The organism is Hyphomonas chukchiensis (assembly GCF_000682695.1).
Classification (GTDB): domain Bacteria; phylum Pseudomonadota; class Alphaproteobacteria; order Caulobacterales; family Hyphomonadaceae; genus Hyphomonas; species Hyphomonas chukchiensis.
Window position 1 is genome coordinate 212,970 of sequence record NZ_AWFG01000001.1, and the last position, 17,835, is coordinate 230,804.

At 61.2% G+C, this 17,835-nt stretch carries 15 protein-coding genes; 7 read left to right on the forward strand and 8 right to left on the reverse strand.

The window, feature by feature from the left end:
- Window positions 1-29 precede the first annotated feature (29 nt).
- A complete protein-coding gene (locus tag HY30_RS01050) occupies window positions 30-344 on the forward strand; it encodes a hypothetical protein (RefSeq protein WP_051614592.1) in 315 nt (104 codons plus the stop codon).
- Complete coding sequence (locus HY30_RS18930; protein ID WP_051614593.1) at window positions 341-784, forward strand: DUF6265 family protein; 444 nt, start codon at window positions 341-343, stop codon at window positions 782-784. Before HY30_RS01050 ends, HY30_RS18930 begins: the two co-directional genes overlap by 4 nt.
- On the opposite strand, the gene HY30_RS01060 is transcribed toward HY30_RS18930, so the two are convergent.
- The gene (locus HY30_RS01060; RefSeq protein ID WP_034736031.1) at window positions 771-1,622 is read right to left on the reverse strand and encodes a DUF3298 and DUF4163 domain-containing protein; all 852 of its coding nucleotides are present in this window, start codon (window positions 1,620-1,622) and stop codon (window positions 771-773) included. The genes HY30_RS18930 and HY30_RS01060 overlap by 14 nt on opposite strands.
- A gap of 15 nt (window positions 1,623-1,637) precedes the next feature.
- Window positions 1,638-4,772, reverse strand: coding sequence for a bifunctional proline dehydrogenase/L-glutamate gamma-semialdehyde dehydrogenase PutA (putA, locus tag HY30_RS01065; protein WP_034736034.1), 3,135 nt, complete (start codon window positions 4,770-4,772; stop codon window positions 1,638-1,640).
- A gap of 199 nt (window positions 4,773-4,971) precedes the next feature.
- Between putA and HY30_RS01070 the strand changes: the two genes are divergently transcribed.
- Window positions 4,972-6,078 carry a glycosyltransferase family 4 protein gene (locus HY30_RS01070; protein WP_034736037.1) on the forward strand — a complete coding sequence of 369 codons (1,107 nt, stop codon included), beginning with the start codon at window positions 4,972-4,974 and terminating at the stop codon, window positions 6,076-6,078.
- Between the two features lie 64 nt (window positions 6,079-6,142).
- A complete protein-coding gene (locus tag HY30_RS01075; protein WP_034736040.1) occupies window positions 6,143-6,331 on the forward strand; it encodes a DUF3008 family protein in 189 nt (62 codons plus the stop codon).
- Here the strand turns inward: HY30_RS01075 and HY30_RS01080 are convergent.
- On the reverse strand, window positions 6,328-7,422 hold the full coding sequence (locus HY30_RS01080) for a substrate-binding domain-containing protein (protein ID WP_241765606.1): 1,095 nt from the start codon (window positions 7,420-7,422) through the stop codon (window positions 6,328-6,330). The genes HY30_RS01075 and HY30_RS01080 overlap by 4 nt on opposite strands.
- Window positions 7,423-7,685: 263 nt before the next feature.
- Here HY30_RS01080 and HY30_RS01085 point away from each other — a divergent pair, with 263 nt between their 5' ends.
- Complete coding sequence (locus tag HY30_RS01085; protein ID WP_034736043.1) at window positions 7,686-8,879, forward strand: type III PLP-dependent enzyme; 1,194 nt, start codon at window positions 7,686-7,688, stop codon at window positions 8,877-8,879.
- Here the strand turns inward: HY30_RS01085 and murI are convergent.
- Complete coding sequence (gene murI, locus HY30_RS01090; RefSeq protein WP_034736045.1) at window positions 8,825-9,694, reverse strand: glutamate racemase; 870 nt, start codon at window positions 9,692-9,694, stop codon at window positions 8,825-8,827. The two genes, HY30_RS01085 and murI, sit on opposite strands and share 55 nt — an antisense overlap.
- Before the next feature lie 125 nt (window positions 9,695-9,819).
- Between murI and HY30_RS01095 the strand changes: the two genes are divergently transcribed.
- On the forward strand, window positions 9,820-10,122 hold the full coding sequence (locus tag HY30_RS01095; RefSeq protein WP_034736047.1) for a hypothetical protein: 303 nt from the start codon (window positions 9,820-9,822) through the stop codon (window positions 10,120-10,122).
- On the opposite strand, the gene aguB is transcribed toward HY30_RS01095, so the two are convergent.
- The 3 genes from aguB to HY30_RS01110 form a co-directional block, all read right to left on the reverse strand.
- Complete coding sequence (gene aguB / locus HY30_RS01100) at window positions 10,119-10,961, reverse strand: N-carbamoylputrescine amidase (RefSeq protein WP_034736049.1); 843 nt, start codon at window positions 10,959-10,961, stop codon at window positions 10,119-10,121. The two genes, HY30_RS01095 and aguB, sit on opposite strands and share 4 nt — an antisense overlap.
- Before the next feature lie 62 nt (window positions 10,962-11,023).
- Window positions 11,024-12,007 carry an agmatine deiminase family protein gene (locus HY30_RS01105; RefSeq protein WP_034736051.1) on the reverse strand — a complete coding sequence of 328 codons (984 nt, stop codon included), beginning with the start codon at window positions 12,005-12,007 and terminating at the stop codon, window positions 11,024-11,026.
- 94 nt (window positions 12,008-12,101) lie between these two features.
- Window positions 12,102-15,299 carry a TonB-dependent receptor gene (locus HY30_RS01110; protein ID WP_155839205.1) on the reverse strand — a complete coding sequence of 1,066 codons (3,198 nt, stop codon included), beginning with the start codon at window positions 15,297-15,299 and terminating at the stop codon, window positions 12,102-12,104.
- 264 nt (window positions 15,300-15,563) lie between these two features.
- Between HY30_RS01110 and HY30_RS01115 the strand changes: the two genes are divergently transcribed.
- Window positions 15,564-17,144 (forward strand): ArnT family glycosyltransferase, encoded by a 1,581-nt coding sequence (locus tag HY30_RS01115; RefSeq protein ID WP_034736055.1) that lies wholly within the window; start codon window positions 15,564-15,566, stop codon window positions 17,142-17,144.
- Here the strand turns inward: HY30_RS01115 and msrA are convergent.
- Complete coding sequence (gene msrA / locus HY30_RS01120) at window positions 17,138-17,782, reverse strand: peptide-methionine (S)-S-oxide reductase MsrA (protein ID WP_081811994.1); 645 nt, start codon at window positions 17,780-17,782, stop codon at window positions 17,138-17,140. The two genes, HY30_RS01115 and msrA, sit on opposite strands and share 7 nt — an antisense overlap.
- Between the last annotated feature and the right edge of the window lie 53 nt (window positions 17,783-17,835).

Consider the following 17,835-nt stretch of genomic DNA (forward strand, 5'->3'; position numbering starts at 1 on the left):
TAACCTTTGCACCAGCTTAGGGGCATCCCATGAAACTCGTCAAAGTCCTTCTGATCACGCTCGCGGTCCTGCTGGTGATTGCCGGCCTCGGCTGGCAGTTCTGGCTGAAGGATCAGGTCGCCTATGCGAAGATCGCGACCGCCTATGGCGCCAAGCAGGTCTGCTCCTGCCTGCATGTTGGCGAACGTCCGATGGAAAGCTGCATGGATGATTTTACGGTCGATATAAGTGCCGTGACCTTCACCAATGATGGCGCTGTCACAACAGCCAGCGTCCTCGGCGGCCTCGTGAAGTCAGAGGCCAGCTTCACGCCCGGTCTCGGCTGCACACTGGTGAAGCCATGAAGCGGCTTGCTGCCCTGCTGCTCATCGCCGGTTGCACATCGGCCCCGTCATCAGCGCGCGAGGCATCGCTCGACTGGCTCACCGGCTGCTGGGAGAATGCGGATGACAGCTATCGCGAAGTCTGGTCGCCCTCCGAGCAGGGCTATTATTTCGGCTATGCCGTGAGCCTGAAAGATGGCGCGGTCAGCTTCTTCGAGCAGACCCGTATCGATCCCGGCCCGCCGGCTGTTTTCAATGCCTATCCCGCCGGAAAGGGCCTGTCGCCCTTCCCCGAGATCAGCAGAACGGACACATCAATCAGCTTCGCCGAGCCGGCGCACGACTATCCACAGCTCATCGTCTACCGGAAGACAGAGGCCGGACTATCCGCGCGGATTTCGCTCGAAGATGGCTCAAGCGCGCAGGATTTCGACTTTGCGCCCTGCCCTATTCCTCGATAACCGGTTCGCCGGCAAAGAGGCCTTCATATTGCGGCTTCAGGAATGTGTGGAACACGGTCTGCGGCACGACGACCTTGTAGGCGCCTTCCGCATAGGACGCGATCTCATAGGGCGCGAAATGGACAACAAAGCCGCCAAACGCGGCTGGCTCCGTCGAGGCCACGAGGCCGATCTCGCCTCCGATCAGACTGTCAGCGGAAACGGCATCCGCCGCCTCCCCCCGGAATGTTTCTTCCGAGCCGCTACCACCAGACTTTTCAGAGCGCAGGCGCGCGATCTCGCTCAGCACGACGGGCAGTGCATCCTGCATGGCGGCATCAGGGTCTGACAGGAGGTCACGCAGGAAAACCTCCTTGCCAGTCGCCAGATCATAGATCCGCGCATCGGTGCCGTAATTGCCATGTGCCCCGCCCGTATAGGCAGACGTAAAGCCCTCGATACTGATCAGGTCGCCCGCCTTGGCCGCCAGGGTCCATTCGATCGACAGGCTGTAGGCGTTAAAATATTCAGGGTCGGCTTCCTTGTAGGTCTCGGCATCGGACTGCATCGCTTCCATCCGGCCCTTGCCATCCTTCATCAGCTCGGCCGCCAGAGCAGGCGCAACCTCGAAGAGGCTGTCGCCCACGGTGACCGACCCGACAAAGGCCTCGTTCGAGACCTCCGCCTTGTGCGGCACGTCCGCGAGAGAGCCAGGCTCGGCCACGGGCTCGCTGGCCGGCTGGGCCTCGCCTGAAATGCCTGTTGCAGGTGTCGGCTCCACATCCGGCGTTTCGGCCTTCTTACTGCATCCGGTCAGGATCAGCACGCCCATGGCGGCAGAGACAGCAAGTTTCAGCATCGGTCCGGTATCCTCTTAAAGGCTCAGCAGCTCCGCATCGCCGCCCTGCGCCGTGATATTCACTGTTACCACGCGTTCATTGGCGAAACGATGGAGATAATGTGGCCCGCCCGCCTTGGGGCCCGTGCCGGAAAGGCCTTCGCCACCAAAGGGCTGCACACCCACGACGGCACCGGTCATCGAGCGGTTCACATAGGTATTGCCCACCGGGCAGGCCGCTTTCACTTCATTATGGAAGCTTTCAAGACGCGAATGGATGCCAAGCGTCAGGCCATAGCCCTTGGCTTTCAGCTTCGCGCCAACCTCGTCGATATCATCCGGGTCGTAGCGGATGACATGCAGGATGGGGCCGAACTTTTCTTCGGTAATCTGGTCAAGCGACTTGAGCTCGACCAGGGCCGGGCCGAAGCCAAAGCCGCGCTCGCCGATCTTGCCGGCATCGACCTGGTGGAGGACTTTCGCCTCCTTGCCCATGACCTCAAGGTGCTTTTCGAGGATCTCACGGGCTTCAGCATCGATTACGGGGCCGACATCGGTATCGGCTTCGGCCGGGTCGCCGAGCTTCAGTTCGTTCATGGCACCAATAATGCCGTCGATCAGGCTTTGCGCCGTTGACTTCGGCAGGAAGGCCACCCGTAGCGCCGAACAGCGCTGGCCAGCCGACCCGAAGGCCGAGACGACGATGTCATCGATCACCTGTTCGCGCAGGGCGGTCGTATCGACGAACAGGCCATTGAGTCCGCCTGTCTCTGCGATCAGCGGAATGATCGGGCCGTCGCGATCAGCAATGGCGCGGTTGATCATGCGGGCCGTCGACGTGCCACCGGTGAAACAGACACCCGACACGCGCAGGTCACTCGTCAGGGCCGCGCCGACAGTCTCGCCCTTGCCCGGCAGGAGGTGAAGCGCGTCGACCGGCAGGCCCGCCTTCTGGAAGAGGCGGACCGTTTCGAATGCGACGAGCGGCGTTTGCTCGGCTGGCTTGGCGACAACGGTGTTGCCAGCTGCCAGCGCGGCGACGATCTGGCCGGTGAAGATGGCGAGCGGGAAGTTCCACGGGCTGATGCAGCAGAACACGCCGCGCCCGTGCAGAGAGATATGGTTGGTCTCGCCCGTTGGCCCCGGCAGGCGCACGGCGCCTTCAAATTCATGCTCGGCTTGTGCAGCATAATAGCGGCAGAAGTCGACGGCCTCACGCACTTCGGCCACACCATCGGCGAGCGTTTTGCCGCCTTCGCGTGACATCAGGGCGATCAAGCGGGACGCATTCTCTTCCAGAATGTCCGACATGGCGCGCAGGTGCTCGGCCCGCTTGGCGCCGCCGAGCTTGTCCCATGAAGGCTGGAATTTCACTGCGGCCTTGAGGGCCTTGTCGATGGCTTCCGGGCTCGCTTCCTTGCAGGCGCCGAGAACGTGCTCGGTATCGAACGGCACACGGACCATGTCGCCGCCGCCCGTATCCGTCTTGCCGGAAACGATCGCCCCCGCCGAAATGGCCGGGCTGTCGCGGAAGGATTTGAGCGCGCTGTCCATCGAGTCGCGCACGGCCTTCTGGCTGAGGTCGAGACCGGTGGAGTTGCGGCGCTCCGGCCCGTAAAGGCGCGGCGGCGTCGGGATGCCGGGGTGGCGACGCGGGCCGATCTCGATGCGCGTGATCGGGTCATCGACCACATCTTCCACTGGCACATCCGGGTCGAGGAAAGAGTGCACGAAGCTTGCATTCGCGCCGTTCTCGAGCAGGCGGCGAACGAGATAAGGCAACAGGTCCTTATGTGCCCCGACCGGCGCATAGACGCGTACACGCTTGCCGGCATCGGCGGCATCGTAAAGCGCCTCGCCCATGCCATGCAGGCGCTGGAACTCGTAATGCGTCACGCCAGCCGCTTCAGCCAGCAGGTCGATGGCGGCGAGCGAGTGGGCATTGTGGGTCGCAAACTGCGGATAAATATTGGGGGCCGCCTCAAGCATGGCCTTGGCGCAGGCGAGGTAATGCACATCCGTACCCGGCTTCGTCGTGAAGACCGGGAAGTTCGGATAGCCCTCGATCTGGGAATGCTTGATCTCGCTGTCCCAATAGGCGCCTTTCACGAGGCGCACCATGAAGCGCTGGCCGGTCTCTCCGGCGAGCCGCGTCAGCTTGTCGATCACGAGAAGTGCGCGCTTCTGATAGGCTTGGACGGCAAGGCCGAGTCCTGTCCATTCCTTCAGCGATGGCTCACGCGCCAGCCGCTCAAACAGTTTAAGGCTGAGCACCAGCCTATCAGCTTCCTCAGCATCGAGACAAAGGTGGATATTGGCGGCGGCTGCCTTTTCGCAGAGTGCGAGCAGCGATGGATACATTTCCTCCATCACGCGGGCTTCATTCACGGCCTCAAAGCGCGGGTGAAGGGCCGAAAGCTTGACGGACACGCCGCTGGCCTTTTCCGGCAGAACCGACTTGTCCTTCTCGGCTGCAACGGCATCGACGGCCAGCTGATAGGCCTTGAGATAGCGCGCGGCATCCTCGGCCGTGCGAGCACCCTCGCCCAGCATGTCGAAGCTGAAATGCGCCGCTTCGCCAGCTTTCACCATGCGCTTGCCGCGCTTGAGGGCTTCCTTGACGCTCCGGCCAAGGACGAACTGTTCGCCCATGATGCGCATGGCCTGCATCATCGCGGCGCGGATGACGGGTTCGCCGCTCTCACGGATCAGGCCCTGCACGAACGCGCCGGGCCCTTTCTGCAAGGCCTTGGGAACGCCGATCACGGAGCCGGTCATCATCAGGCCCCAGGTCGACGCATTCACCAGCCAGCTTTCCGACTGTCCAAGGTGAGACGCCCAGTCGCCGGAACGGATCTTCTCGGCAATCAGGTCGTCGCGTGTTTCTGCATCCGGCACACGCAGAAGCGCCTCGGCAAGGCACATCAGCGCCAGACCTTCGGAGTTCGACAGGCCGAACTCCTCCAGGAAGCTTTCCATCATGCCCTTCTTGCGGCCACGGCTGCGGGCTATCTCGACCAGTTCCCGTCCGCGGCGCACCGCAGCAAGGCGCGCGCCATCATCCAGCGGAGCGGGTTTTACCAGTCCCTCAAGAAGTCCCTCCTCATCGTCAAACTTGTGTTCATCAAGGATGTCCCAATCGAGGGAGGCGAGGGGTAGAGAATCAGGCATATAGGTTTCCACATATCAGGGGGTTCAAGAGAGGGCTGTGCGGCGCGGCAAAAGCCTGCGCAGAATTCGGGTTTACGGGCACAGCTATATCGTCACATAGAAGGGAACGCGAGCCATAGCGCTGTAGTTCCACCTCTTTACGTATGAAACCAACCCCGCCACATTGCCGCCGACCGTCAAACGGCCTCAAGGAGCCCAGATGCGCATCATGTTGATCACCGACGCCTGGGACCCCCAGGTCAATGGCGTCGTGCGCACAATGAAGCGTGTCATCGCTGAATCCGAGGCGATGGGCCATATCTGGGAAATCGTGCACCCGGGCGACGGGTTTCACACGGTTCCCCTGCCCACCTACCCGGAGATCAAGCTGGCCTTGTTCGCGCGCCGCAAGATCGAGGAACGCTTCCACGAGTTCGAGCCGGACGCGATTCATATCGCTACCGAGGGCACACTCGGCATGGCCGGGCGCACCATGTGCCTGACCGTGAAACACCCCTTCTCGACCGCCTACCACACGCGGTTCCCGGAATATGTCTCGGCGCGCCTGCCGATTCCGGTCTCCTGGGGCTATTCGTTCGTCCATTGGTTCCACAAGTATTCCGGCAAGGTCATGGTGCCGACGCCCTCTATGGTCGAGGAGCTGAAGGCCCGCAAATTCATCAATCTGGTCGCCTGGACGCGCGGCGTCGATACCGAATTGTTCAATCCGGCCCGCCGTGTCCCGGAAGGCGCAGACAATGACCCGTTCAAGGGACTGCCGCGCCCGATCTTCCTGAATGTGGGGCGTGTGGCCGTTGAAAAGAACATCGAATCCTTTGCCGAGCTGGACCTGCCGGGCTCGAAAGTGATCGTTGGCGCCGGGCCGCAGCTCGAGGAACTCAAGCGCAATTATCCGAACGTCACGTTCCTCGGCGGCCGGTTCGGTGAAGACCTCGCGACCGTATATGCCAGTGCGGATGTGTTCGTTTTCCCGAGCCTGACCGATACGTTCGGCCTTGTCGTACTGGAAGCCATGGCGTCCGGCATACCTGTCGCGGCGTTCGATGCGACGGGTCCGCGCGATGTGATCCCGGGCTCTGGCGCCGGCACGATCACGCCGGTCGGCGGAGACTTGCGCCAGGGTGTACTCGACTGCCTGGAACTGGACCGGAAAGTGTGCCGCAGCTTTGCGGAGACCTATAGCTGGAAAGCCTGCGCCGAAGCCTTCATCGAGAACCTGCAGCCCCTGCCCGCCCCGGCCCGGCGACGCTTCTGGCAGAAGATCCGCCTGCGGCGCCGCAAGAAGCCGCCGATCGAAGGCCTGTAGGCGCGGAAACCTTCCTCCTCACACGGCGTTGATCGCGTGACAGACCAAAGGAGGACGTGTCGCCATGCATGCCAAGTCAAAAGCCCAGCAGAAAGCCGCAGGCGCGGCCCTCGCCGCCAAGCGCGGGGAGCAGAAGAAGTCCGATCTCGTCGGCGCCTCAAAGGACATGTACGAGTCGATGACGGAAGACGAGCTGGAGGAACTTGCGTCCACGAAACGCAAATCCCTCCCGGATAAAGCCAGCAAGTCCTAGTTCAGTTTGGCTTTCAGGTCTTCGACGATCACGCGCTGTGCCGCGCGGTCTTCATCGCTGAGCGGGATCAGGCCTTTCTCGACCAGATAACCGTCAGGGCCAAACGCGCTGTCTGACGTGAAGGCTTCGATATAATCGATCAGGCCAGGGACCAGCGTCAGGTTCTGGTCCTTCACATAGAAGAACATCACGCGCGACAGGCCATATTCGCCGGAATTGATCATCTCGAATGTTGCAGGCACGCCGGAGAGCTGTGCGCCCTTCACCCTGTCCGCATTCTGCTCGAGATAGGAGAAGCCAAGCACACCCATGGCCGTCGGTGTCTTGACCAGCGACTGGATGATCGCCGTGTCATTCTCGCCGAAGTCGATCCAGGCGCCATCGGTACGGATCGTGTGGGCGCGGTCAGCAAAGGCTTTCGGGTCGCTGGCTTTCAGCGCAGCCATGGCCGGAACGGTTTCGGCGCCATGCTCCATCCCCAGTTCAACAAACGCGTCGCGCGTGCCGGATGTGGGCGGCGGGCCGAACACCATGATTGGCTCGTCCGGCAGGCTGGCATCGACATCATGCCAGGATTTGTACGGGTTCGGCACGAACTCCCCTGCTTCGTTCGGCACGTCCTGCGCGAGCGCCATATAGAGCTGCGTCTTGGTGACGTCGAAATCCGGGCCTTCCTTGGAATTGGCGATGACGATGCCGTCATAGCCGATCTCGACGGGCGTGATCTCCGTAACGCCATTGCTGGCGCAGAGTTCGGCTTCGCTGTCCTTGATCGGGCGCGAGGCATCCGAGATCGACGGCTGGTCCGGGCCCACGCCCTGACAGAAGGCCTTGAAGCCGCCGCCTGTACCCGTTGTCTCGACAATCGGGGTCGGGAAGCCGGATGTCGCGCCGAAGCGCTCGGCTACTGTGGTAGCGAAAGGCGAGACGGTGGAAGACCCCACGACCTTGATCTTCTCGCTGGAGCCCGACAGTTCCGGACGGTCCGGTGCCGCCTCGGACGCATCCAGCGTCGAGAGGTCGGTCTTGCCACAAGCGACAAGCGCCAGCGCCATGAGGCTGATGGCGCCAAAAGTCATGCCAGATTTCATTGCAGGTCTCCTGAAGAATCGTATCCCGGATCGGGCTTTCGGAGGCCGGAATACGCCGCAGACATGACAATCACGTCGAAGTTTCATGACGTTTTTGCGACATCGCTGCAAACATGCAAAAGTTTTTACTTGCGCTCTCGGTTATCATCGCATATCTCACAGCCCGAATACGGATGTGGCGGACATCTGGGCCAACCCTTAAACTGGGGGCCCCCTGCACTAACGCCCGAAGCTGGTTAAAAGCCCTTTGGAGGTTAGGTGTCATGCACTCCTATGCTACCCCCTATAATATTGTGCGCTCGCAAGAGCCCGATGTTCCTGTTTACTGCTTTCGCCCTGAGCGGGTGACAGCGGCTGCGAAATGGTTCCGGGAAAGCTTCCCGGCCCAGCCATTCTATGCCGTCAAGGCCAATCCCGGCCTGCACGTGCTCGACGCCCTTTGGGCGGCCGGTATCAACAGCTTTGATGTTGCGTCCGAGAACGAGATCGAAACGATCTACAACCGCTTCCCCGGCGCACGCATGGCCTTCCTTCACCCTGTGAAGAACCGCCGTGCCGTTTCGCGCGCCTACCACCAGTATGGCGTTCGCATCTTCGTGACCGACACGCAGGCAGAACTGCAGAAGATCCTCGAAGAAACGAACTATGCGAAGGATCTGACGATCATCGTGCGCATCGGTGTGTCGAATGACGGCGCAACGCTGCCGCTGACCGGCAAGTTCGGGGCAACCGAGGATGATGCCGCCGCGATCCTGCGCGAAGCCCGCCGCTATGCGGACGAGCTCGGCGTCTCCTTCCATGTCGGCAGCCAGGCGATGAAACCCTCTGCCTGGGCAACCGCGATGGCAGACGTTTCCCGCATCATCATCTCGGCTGGCGTCACCGTCGACATCGTTGATGTCGGTGGCGGCTTCCCGTCGATCTATGCCGATACGCCGCCGCCTTCGCTGGAAGCCTATGCCTCCATGGTCGAAGCCTCGTTCGAGAACATGTTCGTTCTGGAAAACGCCGAACTGTGGTGCGAACCCGGCCGCGCGCTCGTCGCCGAAGCCGAAAGCCTGCTCGTGCGTGTCGAACTGGCCAAGCCTGGCTCGCTCTACATCAATGACGGCTCCTATGGCTCGCTCTACGATGCTGTGCACGAGCGCTGGCAGTTCCCTGTCCGCGCCATCACGGGCAATGGCCGCAAGCTGCGCGGCATGGCTGAGTACACGATCTATGGCCCGACCTGCGATTCGACCGACAAGTTCCCTGAAAAGGTCTGGCTGCCAGCCGGCCTGACCGAGGGCGACTATCTGGAGTTCGGGAACATCGGTGCCTATGGCCGCGCCATGGCCAGCCGCTTCAACGGTTTCGGCGAAACCGACGTGGCCATCGTTCACGATGCCCCCTGGCCGAGCCTTTATAATGCGGTCGGCGCAGAAGTCATCGCCATCGGGTCCAAAGCCACGAAGTGAGCGTCCGGGAAGCCGTAACGCCGGAGCACGAGCGCCAGGTCCGGCGACTCTTCCGGCGGGCTCGTCAGGTAAGCTGAACCGCCAATGCCGCGTGCTTCTGTTTCATGCGGGAGCACGCGGATGGTCTGGCGGGCAATCGCCGCCCCCGAATCCACATAGCTGATACCGCGCGGTGCGCTGGCAATGAGTTGCCCGCGCACCAGCGGGAAATGCGTGCAGGCCAGCACGATCGTATCGATCTGGTCACCGCCGGGCGCATCGAAGAGTGGGGCCTGGGCCGCGGCGATAGCTTCAATCGGCACGTCTTCACCCCGTGCATGGGCTTCGGCAAGGCGGACCAGCTCGATACTGCCATGCATTATGACTCGATGTCCGCCGGCAAATTCATTGATCAGCCGCGCCGTATAGGCCCGCCTGATCGTCCCCGGAGTTGCAAGCAGACCGATCGTGCCCGTCTGGCTGAATGCCGCCGCCGGCTTGATGGCCGGCACGGTGCCCACAACGGGAATATCGAGTGCGGCGCGCACCTCCTGCAGGGCCAGTGTGCTCGCCGTATTGCAGGCGATAACGAACACATCCGGCTTCACATGATCGCACAGCATCCTTGCAACACGCGGGATGCGCTCGATCAGGTCCTCGTCACTCTTGTCGCCATAGGGGAAAAAGCCGCTATCGGCCGCATAATGGACGCCCAGCGCTGGCGCCAGCGCGCGTATCTCCTCCGCCACGGTCAGCCCGCCGACCCCGGAATCGAAGACGAGGACCCGCCCGCGAGCGGGCGACGGCTTGAAATGGCTGGAGAGAAAGTCGGGCATGATTCGACATTATGTGCATTCGCTCGCGGCGAAAACGGGGCAGCGAACGGAGTTTTGGCACGAGATTTGTTGTGCAGTGCACCATAACGTGTCTACTATCCTGTTTGGAAACAAGGAAATTCCCGATGATGGACCTATGGCTCGCGCCGTGGCGCGCTTCCCTCTCCCTCACAGCCTCAACACTCGAGATGATGCTGACGGCCCAGAAAAGCTTCGCAAGTGCCCAGGGCATGCCGGATTTCCAGCCCATGGATGAGAAAAAGATGCGCGAGGCCTTCCACACGGCCGCCGACGCAAACCTGCGCCGCTGGGGCGATACGGCCGACGCGCTCAACAGCTTGCCGGAATGGTACAGGGACCTCTCCCGCGTGCCGGGCGGCGTGATGACAGACTGGTTCGATAAAGCCCGCCGGGTGATGCAGGACTAGACCAGCTTGCCGTAGAGGTCTGGCCGCCGGTCGCGGAAAAATCCCCAGGCGGCCCGTTCGCGGTCAACTTCATCCAGATCGAATGTTGCGAGGATCACACCCTCCTCGGTCCGGCCAAGGTCGGTGACGACCTCGCCGGTCTGGTCCGCGATGAAGCTGGTGCCGTAGAAGACCTGCCCGCCTTCGTCGCCCATGCGATTGGCTGCGCAGACCGGAATGACATTCGACACCGCATGCCCAAGCATCGCCCGGCGCCAGCGCCCGGCCGTGTCGAGCGTTGAATCCTGTGGCTCCGCGCCAATCGCCGTTGGGTAGAGCAGCACGTCTGCCCCCATCAGGGCCATGGCGCGCGCAGCTTCCGGGAACCACTGGTCCCAGCAGATACCGACGCCGATACGGCCTTTCTGCGTGTCCCAGACCCGGAAGCCCGTATCGCCGGGACGGAAGTAGAATTTCTCCTGATAGCCGGGGCCATCGGGAATGTGGCTCTTGCGGTAGACGCCCATGGCGCTGCCGTCTGCATCGAGCATGACGAGCGAATTGTAATAGGCCGGGCCATCCTTCTCATAGATAGAGACAGGCACGACGACGCCGCATTTCTTGGCAATTTCGGCAAGCTGCACGACAGCGGGATGCGTTTCCCATGGCAGGGCCCGGGCGAAATGTTCCTCTTCCTGTGTCTTGCAGAAATAGGACCCGCAGAAGAGTTCCGGCGGCAGCACGACATCGGCGCCGCGACCGGCCGCCTCTTCAATGAAACCAGCGACGCGGTCGATATTGTCTTGCACGTCATCGGACGGTGAGAACTGGATGGCGGCGAGCGTGATTGAGCGGGTCATGGGCGGTTACCGGTGAATTCGGAGGAGCACTTAAGGGGGTGGACCGGGTATTTCGAGTCCGTTCAGGCAGGTATTTCGCGGGTCATGCAGTGGAAACTGCCGCCACCGCGCAGAATGTTCAATGCCGGAAGGCCGATCACCTTGCGCCCCGGAAACAGGGGGCGCAACTCGGCGAGCGCAACCAGGCCGAAACGCTCGTCATAGGTCGGCACGAAAACGGCGCCATTGGTGATGGTGAAATTCATGTGGCTGGCAGGCACGGGCTGTCCGTCGCCGAAATCGACCGGGCCAGGTGAAGATATGGTCGAGACCATCAGGCCGGCAGTGCGCAGGCGGTCCTCGATGGCGAGCAGCACATCTGCGTTCGGATCTTTTAACCCCGTCGGGTGCTGGCAGAGGACATGGCCCGGCGCGATGAAGCGGGCGATATTGTCGACATGGCCATCGGTATGGTCGTTGAGCAGGCCGTCGCCAAGCCAGATGACTTCATTGACCCCGAAGGCGCGCGCGAGAGCCGCTTCAGCATCAGCCTCGGTCCAAGCTCCGTTGCGGTTCGGATTGAGCAGGCACTGGCGGGTGGTGAGCAGGCGCCCTTCCCCATCGACATCAATGGCGCCGCCTTCGAGCACGGTCTCATGGGCGCGCACATCAATGCCTTCAACGCCCGCGATGGCTGGCGCCGTTTCCGTGTCGCCCGGCATGAGATATTTGCCGCCCCAGCCGTTGAAACGGAAGGTTTCGGCCTGAAATCCATTGGCACCGCGCGTGATGATGGGGCCGGTATCGCGCAGCCAGATGTCACCGGTCGGCACCTGAACGACCTGCGCGACGTCGCCCACCGCCTCCGAGGCAGAGCGCGCAGCCTCCTCGGAACCGGCCGCGACCTTGACGGTCACGAAGCCAGCGGCGGCACGGATGAGCGCGGCGATTTCAGCGCGTGCGCCATCATAATTGCCGCCCCATTCTTCGGCGAGGCGGGGCCAGCCGCACCAGAGGGCGGATTGCGGGGCCCATTCGGGCGGGAGGGAGACAACTGCTTCGGTCATGGTCGCTGGCCTTGCCACACCTTTGAAACAAGGAAAAGGGCGGCCCGCACAGCAGGCCGCCCTCCCCAATCTGCATTCCGGATCGCGAAGCGACCTAGAACTCGTATTTCACACCAATCTGGATCTGCCAGAAGGACTGGTTCAGCGTCTCGGAGTTGGTCGAGGTGCTGAATGTCGATTCGTCGCGGTCGCCTGTGCCCCAGATACCATCGCGGCCTGGATCGCCGTAGACATACTGACCGTTGACGATCGAAGCGGCAGCAACCTGGCGCTTGTACTCGTAACGGGTCCGCTCGACGCGACCAGCGTTGCTGTCGATCAGGTTGCCGAGGTTCTCGATGTCGAGGAACAGCTTGGTGCGGTGATTTTTCATCGCGCCTGGAAGTTCCTGCTGGAGACGAAGATCAACCAGCGTCGACCAGCGAGAATTGTCGCCGTTGCGAGGAGCGATCTTGCCCTTGTACTCATTGAGTTCTGACGTTGCGATATAGGTGAAGAAGTCCTGCTGGAGGCCCAGGTCACCACCGAACGAGTCAGGCGAGAAGAGCGGATCGTCGAAACCGGTTGGCACGTAGAGTGTCGCACCAGCATCATCCGCGCTGCTTTCGTTGATACCGAACACATCGCTACGACCGTTCGTGTTGAACGTGTAGGTGTAAGGCTGGCCCGAACGACGTGTTGCAAACAGCGAAGCCTGCGTGGCGTAACCGCGGAAGAATTCCTTCTCCCAGTTCAGGCGCAGCTTGAACTGGTGTTCGACTTCGAAGTTCGACGTACCGGTGCGCGGGTTCTGGTAGCTCCAGCGTGCCGTGTCCGAATAGTTGGACGTTGCCGTGGACGACGTGCCCATGCCGATGTCGTTGACGTCAGCGTGCGTGTAGCTGCCGAACACATCAAAGTCACCAATCGGTGTTTCCCAGTCATTGCTGGCCGAAACAGCCCAGAGGAGCGAGTTGCCCTTGTCGACGCTGCCGACGATGATTGCTTGCGGCGCGCCGCTGCAATCATAGACCGGACGACCGTCTGGCGAAGCTGAAACCGCATCACCGCAGGTCGCGTCATACCAGTAAGGTGCGTTCTCGAGCTTATTGTAGAGAACGTCGGCAGTAACGAGCCAGTTGCCGGGCACGTTCACAGCCACGCCGAGGTTGGCTTTCCAGGTCGACGGGATCTCGAACGTGTTGTCGAGCGCATTCACGGAGCCATCAGGCTGTGTGTTGGCCAGCTGGTCCAGGAGGTTCTGCGGAATGTAGTTTCCGGACTCCGGGTCTGGCGTATTCGGAACGTTGATCGTGCCGGAGTCGAACACTTCGCCGTTGATCACGCCGTCGTTGGAATAGCTGTTAGAGATCCAGACACCTGGCGAACCACCTGAGAAGCGGCCGAGACCACCGCGAACCGTGATGTCGTCGCTTGCATCCCATTTGAAGGCAAATCGCGGCAGCACGACATCAAGGCCGTCAATGTCATTGGTATTGGAGTAGCCGTAGCGATCAAAGAAGTTCTGGTTCGGACGGATCTTGCCTTCCGACTGGTAGTAGTCGTAACGGATACCAAACATCAGGTTCAGGTCGTTGCGGATATCCCAGCTGTCCTGAACATAAACGGAGTTATAATTGTAACCCCAGATGGCGCGCAGGTCGTTTTCATCGTTCGTGATTGCGTTCGCATAGGACACGTCCGTGGCGATCTGGTTACGCAGGTCGTCGATCGACGCGAAGGCATAGGTGCCTTCCGAGTTCTGGGCGAACAGGTTGTCGACGTCGACTTCCTCACGCTCGATACCGCCTTTGAACGTATGGTCCCCCATGCGGTACTCGGCCTTCAGCTTGTACTGAAGGAATTCCTGATCGAGTTCGTTACCATGACGGAAGCGATCAGGACCGAAAGCGATAACAGTACCGGTCGATGTTTCGACGGAACCGAGGAAGAACTCGGCGCCGTTCAGGCTGTCTGCACCCGTCGCCTGGGTCGTCTTGGCGATCTTGATTTCGGTCGAGAAGTTTGGCGTCCAGTCGGAATAAAGGTGGCCGATGAAGGATTCCACTTTCTCCGAGTTATTGTACCAGGACGACGGGAAGGCGAGATCGGCACCCTGCAGGAAGTTGTTGCCGTTCTGCTCGATGATGCTCGCACCCTCGGTCTTGATATAGGTGAACTTGGCGCGTTGATTGTTGGAGATGTTCCAGTCGATGCTGCCGAGGATTTTCTCGTCTTCGACCGGGGGTACGCCAGAACCGAAGTCACCCACATCAAAGCCGTAGACGCTCTGCATGATGTCCTGGATTTCGGCGATATCCGACGGGGTCACGTCTTCGATATTGACGGCGCCCGAACCGGTTGGGCCACGCTGAAGGGCAGCAGCTTCTTCATACTTGTCGTACGAGAGGAAGAAGAACAGCTTGTCCTTGATGATGGGGCCGCCGAATGTGCCGCCATAGGTCTTTTCGTCGAAAGTGCGATCGACCTTGGTGTCGCCGGTCTTGCTGCCGGCCATCGAGTCGTCAGTCTTGAAGTAGAATGCCGACCCGTGGAATTCGTTGGTGCCCGACTTGGTGACAGCGTTGATCGTGCCGCCGGTGAAGCCGTTATATTCTGTGTCGAAAGGTGCCGATTCAACTGACAGCGACTGGATCGCGTCGAAAGAGATTGGCGAACGCTGCGTTGGGTAGCCGTTGGCGTTCAGGCCGAAACGGTCGTTGAGGGCGACACCGTCAATCGTCAGTGTGTTGAAGCGGTTGTTGGCGCCGGCAATCGTGAGTTCCTTTGCGCCGCCCGTCTGGACGTTGACGCTGGCGAAAGGATCAAGCTCGGCCGCATCGGTGATATCGCGGTCGATCGAGACGACTTCGTTGAGCGCCTCGAGACCAAGGGAAGTTGTCAGGCCTTCGCTGGAGAAACCGGTCTGCAGCTGGTTGGCGGTGACGACAACGGTTTCAAGCTTGCGCTCGCCCGACACCTGGAGGTTCAGAGGGTAGGTCTGGTCAAGTTCGATATAGATATCGGTGACGGTGACCGGCGTGAAATCACCGCCCGTGACTTCGACTGTGTAGGGGCCGCCGACGCGAAGGCCGCGGGCCGAGAAATCACCGTTGGCGCTGGTAACAGCGGCGGACATCGTACCCGAAGGTGTGTGCGTGATGACGACAGTGGCGTTTGGCACTGCGGCGCCTTCCGCATTGGTCACCTGACCGCGCATGCTGGAGGTAGTAACCTGTGCCGAGGCGATGCCGGCGACGCTGAGCGCGATGGCGGAAACCGCCATGCCGCGACCGAAAGTGTTCCAATTCATGACCATTTTCCCCTGATCCGTATGAGTTCCCGCCTGATCTCTCACATTCAGGCCGGTTATCGGTCGCTTACGCGTCCTGCATGACGGATTAGTGACAAGTTTTTGAAGGTTCAACGTACCTCGCAGCGAATCCGGTCATTGGTTTTTGTGCGATGCAAAAAAGCCACGCTTTGGGCACGTGAAGGGCATCTCTTGCCTGATTTTTGGGGTGTATTAGACGAGCCTCCCACTGCATAAGCAGAGAATGTATCAAGGTGAGACCACATGGCAGGGCTGAGTCGCGAATCGGAATCCACCTATCAGCGCACTGTGGTCTTCGTCCTGGGATTGCTCCTTGTGCTGCGTGTCGGCTTCCTGCTCGTCTCGCCACTGAACCTTTACGCCGATGAAGCGCAATACTGGCGCTGGGGCGAGACGCTGGACTGGGGCTATTATTCCAAGCCGCCGATGATTGCCTGGGTGATCCACGGCGTGACGGCGCTGATGGGCAATGCCGAATGGGCCGTACGGCTGGCGGCGCCCTTCCTGCACACGGCAGGCGCAGCTTTCCTCTTCCTGCTGGGCCGCGCCGTTTATGATGCACGCACAGGCATGTATGCCGCCTTCCTCTATGCGCTGATGCCTGCGGTGATCCTCTCCTCCGCCGTGATCTCGACGGATGGTGTGCTGATGCCATTCTGGTGCGCGGCGCTCTATGCGCTGTGGCGGCTGCGCAGCGGCGAGGGTCGCTGGGTGAGCGCCGTGGGCCTCGGCGTGGCCGTGGGCGCAGGCTTCCTGTCAAAATATGCGATGCTCTACTTTATCATCGGGATCATGCTGACGCTGGCGCTGGACCGGGACACCCGCCGGGCGCTGCTGTCGTGGCGTGGCCTCGTGGCCCTCTTGGTTGCAGCTGCGATCTTCGCGCCGCATATGGCCTGGAACGCCGCGAACGATTTCAAGACGGTCAGCCACACTGTCGACAATGCAAATCTAGGCGGTGAACTGTTCCACCCCGAGCACGCGCTCACCTTTCTCGCCGACCAGATGGGCGTGTTCGGCCCGATCAGCCTGATCGCCTTTGTCATCGGCCTGTGGGCCATGCGCAAGGCGGGCGACGGGGTGAAGCAGCGCGACCGCTGGCTACTTTGCTTCGTTCTGCCGGTGCTGGTCATTATTCTTGTGCAGGCCGTGCTGTCACGGGCGAACGCCAATTGGGCCGCAACGGCCTGGCCAGCGGCCAGCGTGCTGGTCGCGGCCTGGCTGATCCGGATGGCGCCTGCGGGCGTGCGCTGGCTGTGGGCGAGCCTTGCGCTGCATGTCGCCCTCAGCGTGATGTTCGTGACGGTTCCCCTGCTGCCGGCCTCGGCAGCATCACAGGCCGGTTTCGACAATGAGCTGAAGCGCACGCGGGGATGGGATACGGCCGCCCGGGCCGTGTTTGCAAAGGCGGCGGAGATCGGCGCGACATCCGTATTGGTGGATGAGCGCGAGGTCTGGCACGGGCTCGACTACTATGCCCGCAGCCGCACGCTGCCACTGATCTCTTGGCGCCGCTACGGCGTGCCGAAAAGCTTTTCCGAAGCTGTCGCCATGGCGCCGCCCCTCGATGAGAAAGTGCTGGTTGTGTCGCTGCATGCCAATATGCGGCCAATGATACGCAGCGATTTCAAGACGTTCGAGGATGCTGGCGAGATCATAATTCCGCTCGGCAACCGCAGGAATGGTTGTCCGCTGGAGCGGCGGTTCCACCTCTATATTGCGTCAGGCTTTGCGCCGGAACGTCACGATGATGCGTGGGAAGCCCGGCATGAGGGGCTGACGGAGTTCAAGACCCCGCCCTGCCCGGCACCAAAGGATCAGTGACCGGTGGCCTCGTCGCCCCAGAGTTCCTTCACCCGCGCATCCCGGCCACAGGCGGCACGGTAATAGCGGTACTTGAGCGGGTTCTTCTGGTAATAATCCTGATGATAATCTTCAGCTGGCCAGAACGTATCGGCATTGATCACCTTGGTCACGACCGGGGACGGCAGCGCGCCTGACACTTCGGCAATATCGGCTTCGGCTGTTGCGCGCTCATCTGGCGTCGAGACGAAGATGGCGCTGCGATAGCTCTCGCCCTTGTCGCAGAATTGCCCCGTCGCGTCAGTCGGATCAATATGGTGCAGGAAATAGGTCACGAGCTGGTTATAGCTGACCACGTCTGGGTCATAGGTGACCTTCACCGACTCATAATGGCCCGTGTCTTCGTGGCTGACCTGCTTGTAGGTCGGGTTGGCAACATGGCCGCCGGTATAGCCCGAAACGGTCTCGATCACGCCGTCGACCTTGTCGAAATCGGATTCGACGCACCAGAAGCATCCACCTGCAAAAACGGCCGAGGACATATGCTTGGGCGCCTCACTGGCGGGCTTGTCTTCGGCACCTGCGCTCGAGAAGAACGCCAGGCTGGTCGCGGCAAGGCCGGCAACGATGGCAACAACAGGGGCTGAACGGGTACGCATGGGCAAACTCTTGGATTCTACGGACGGCGGACAAATGCTCCGTCTGCAGCGAC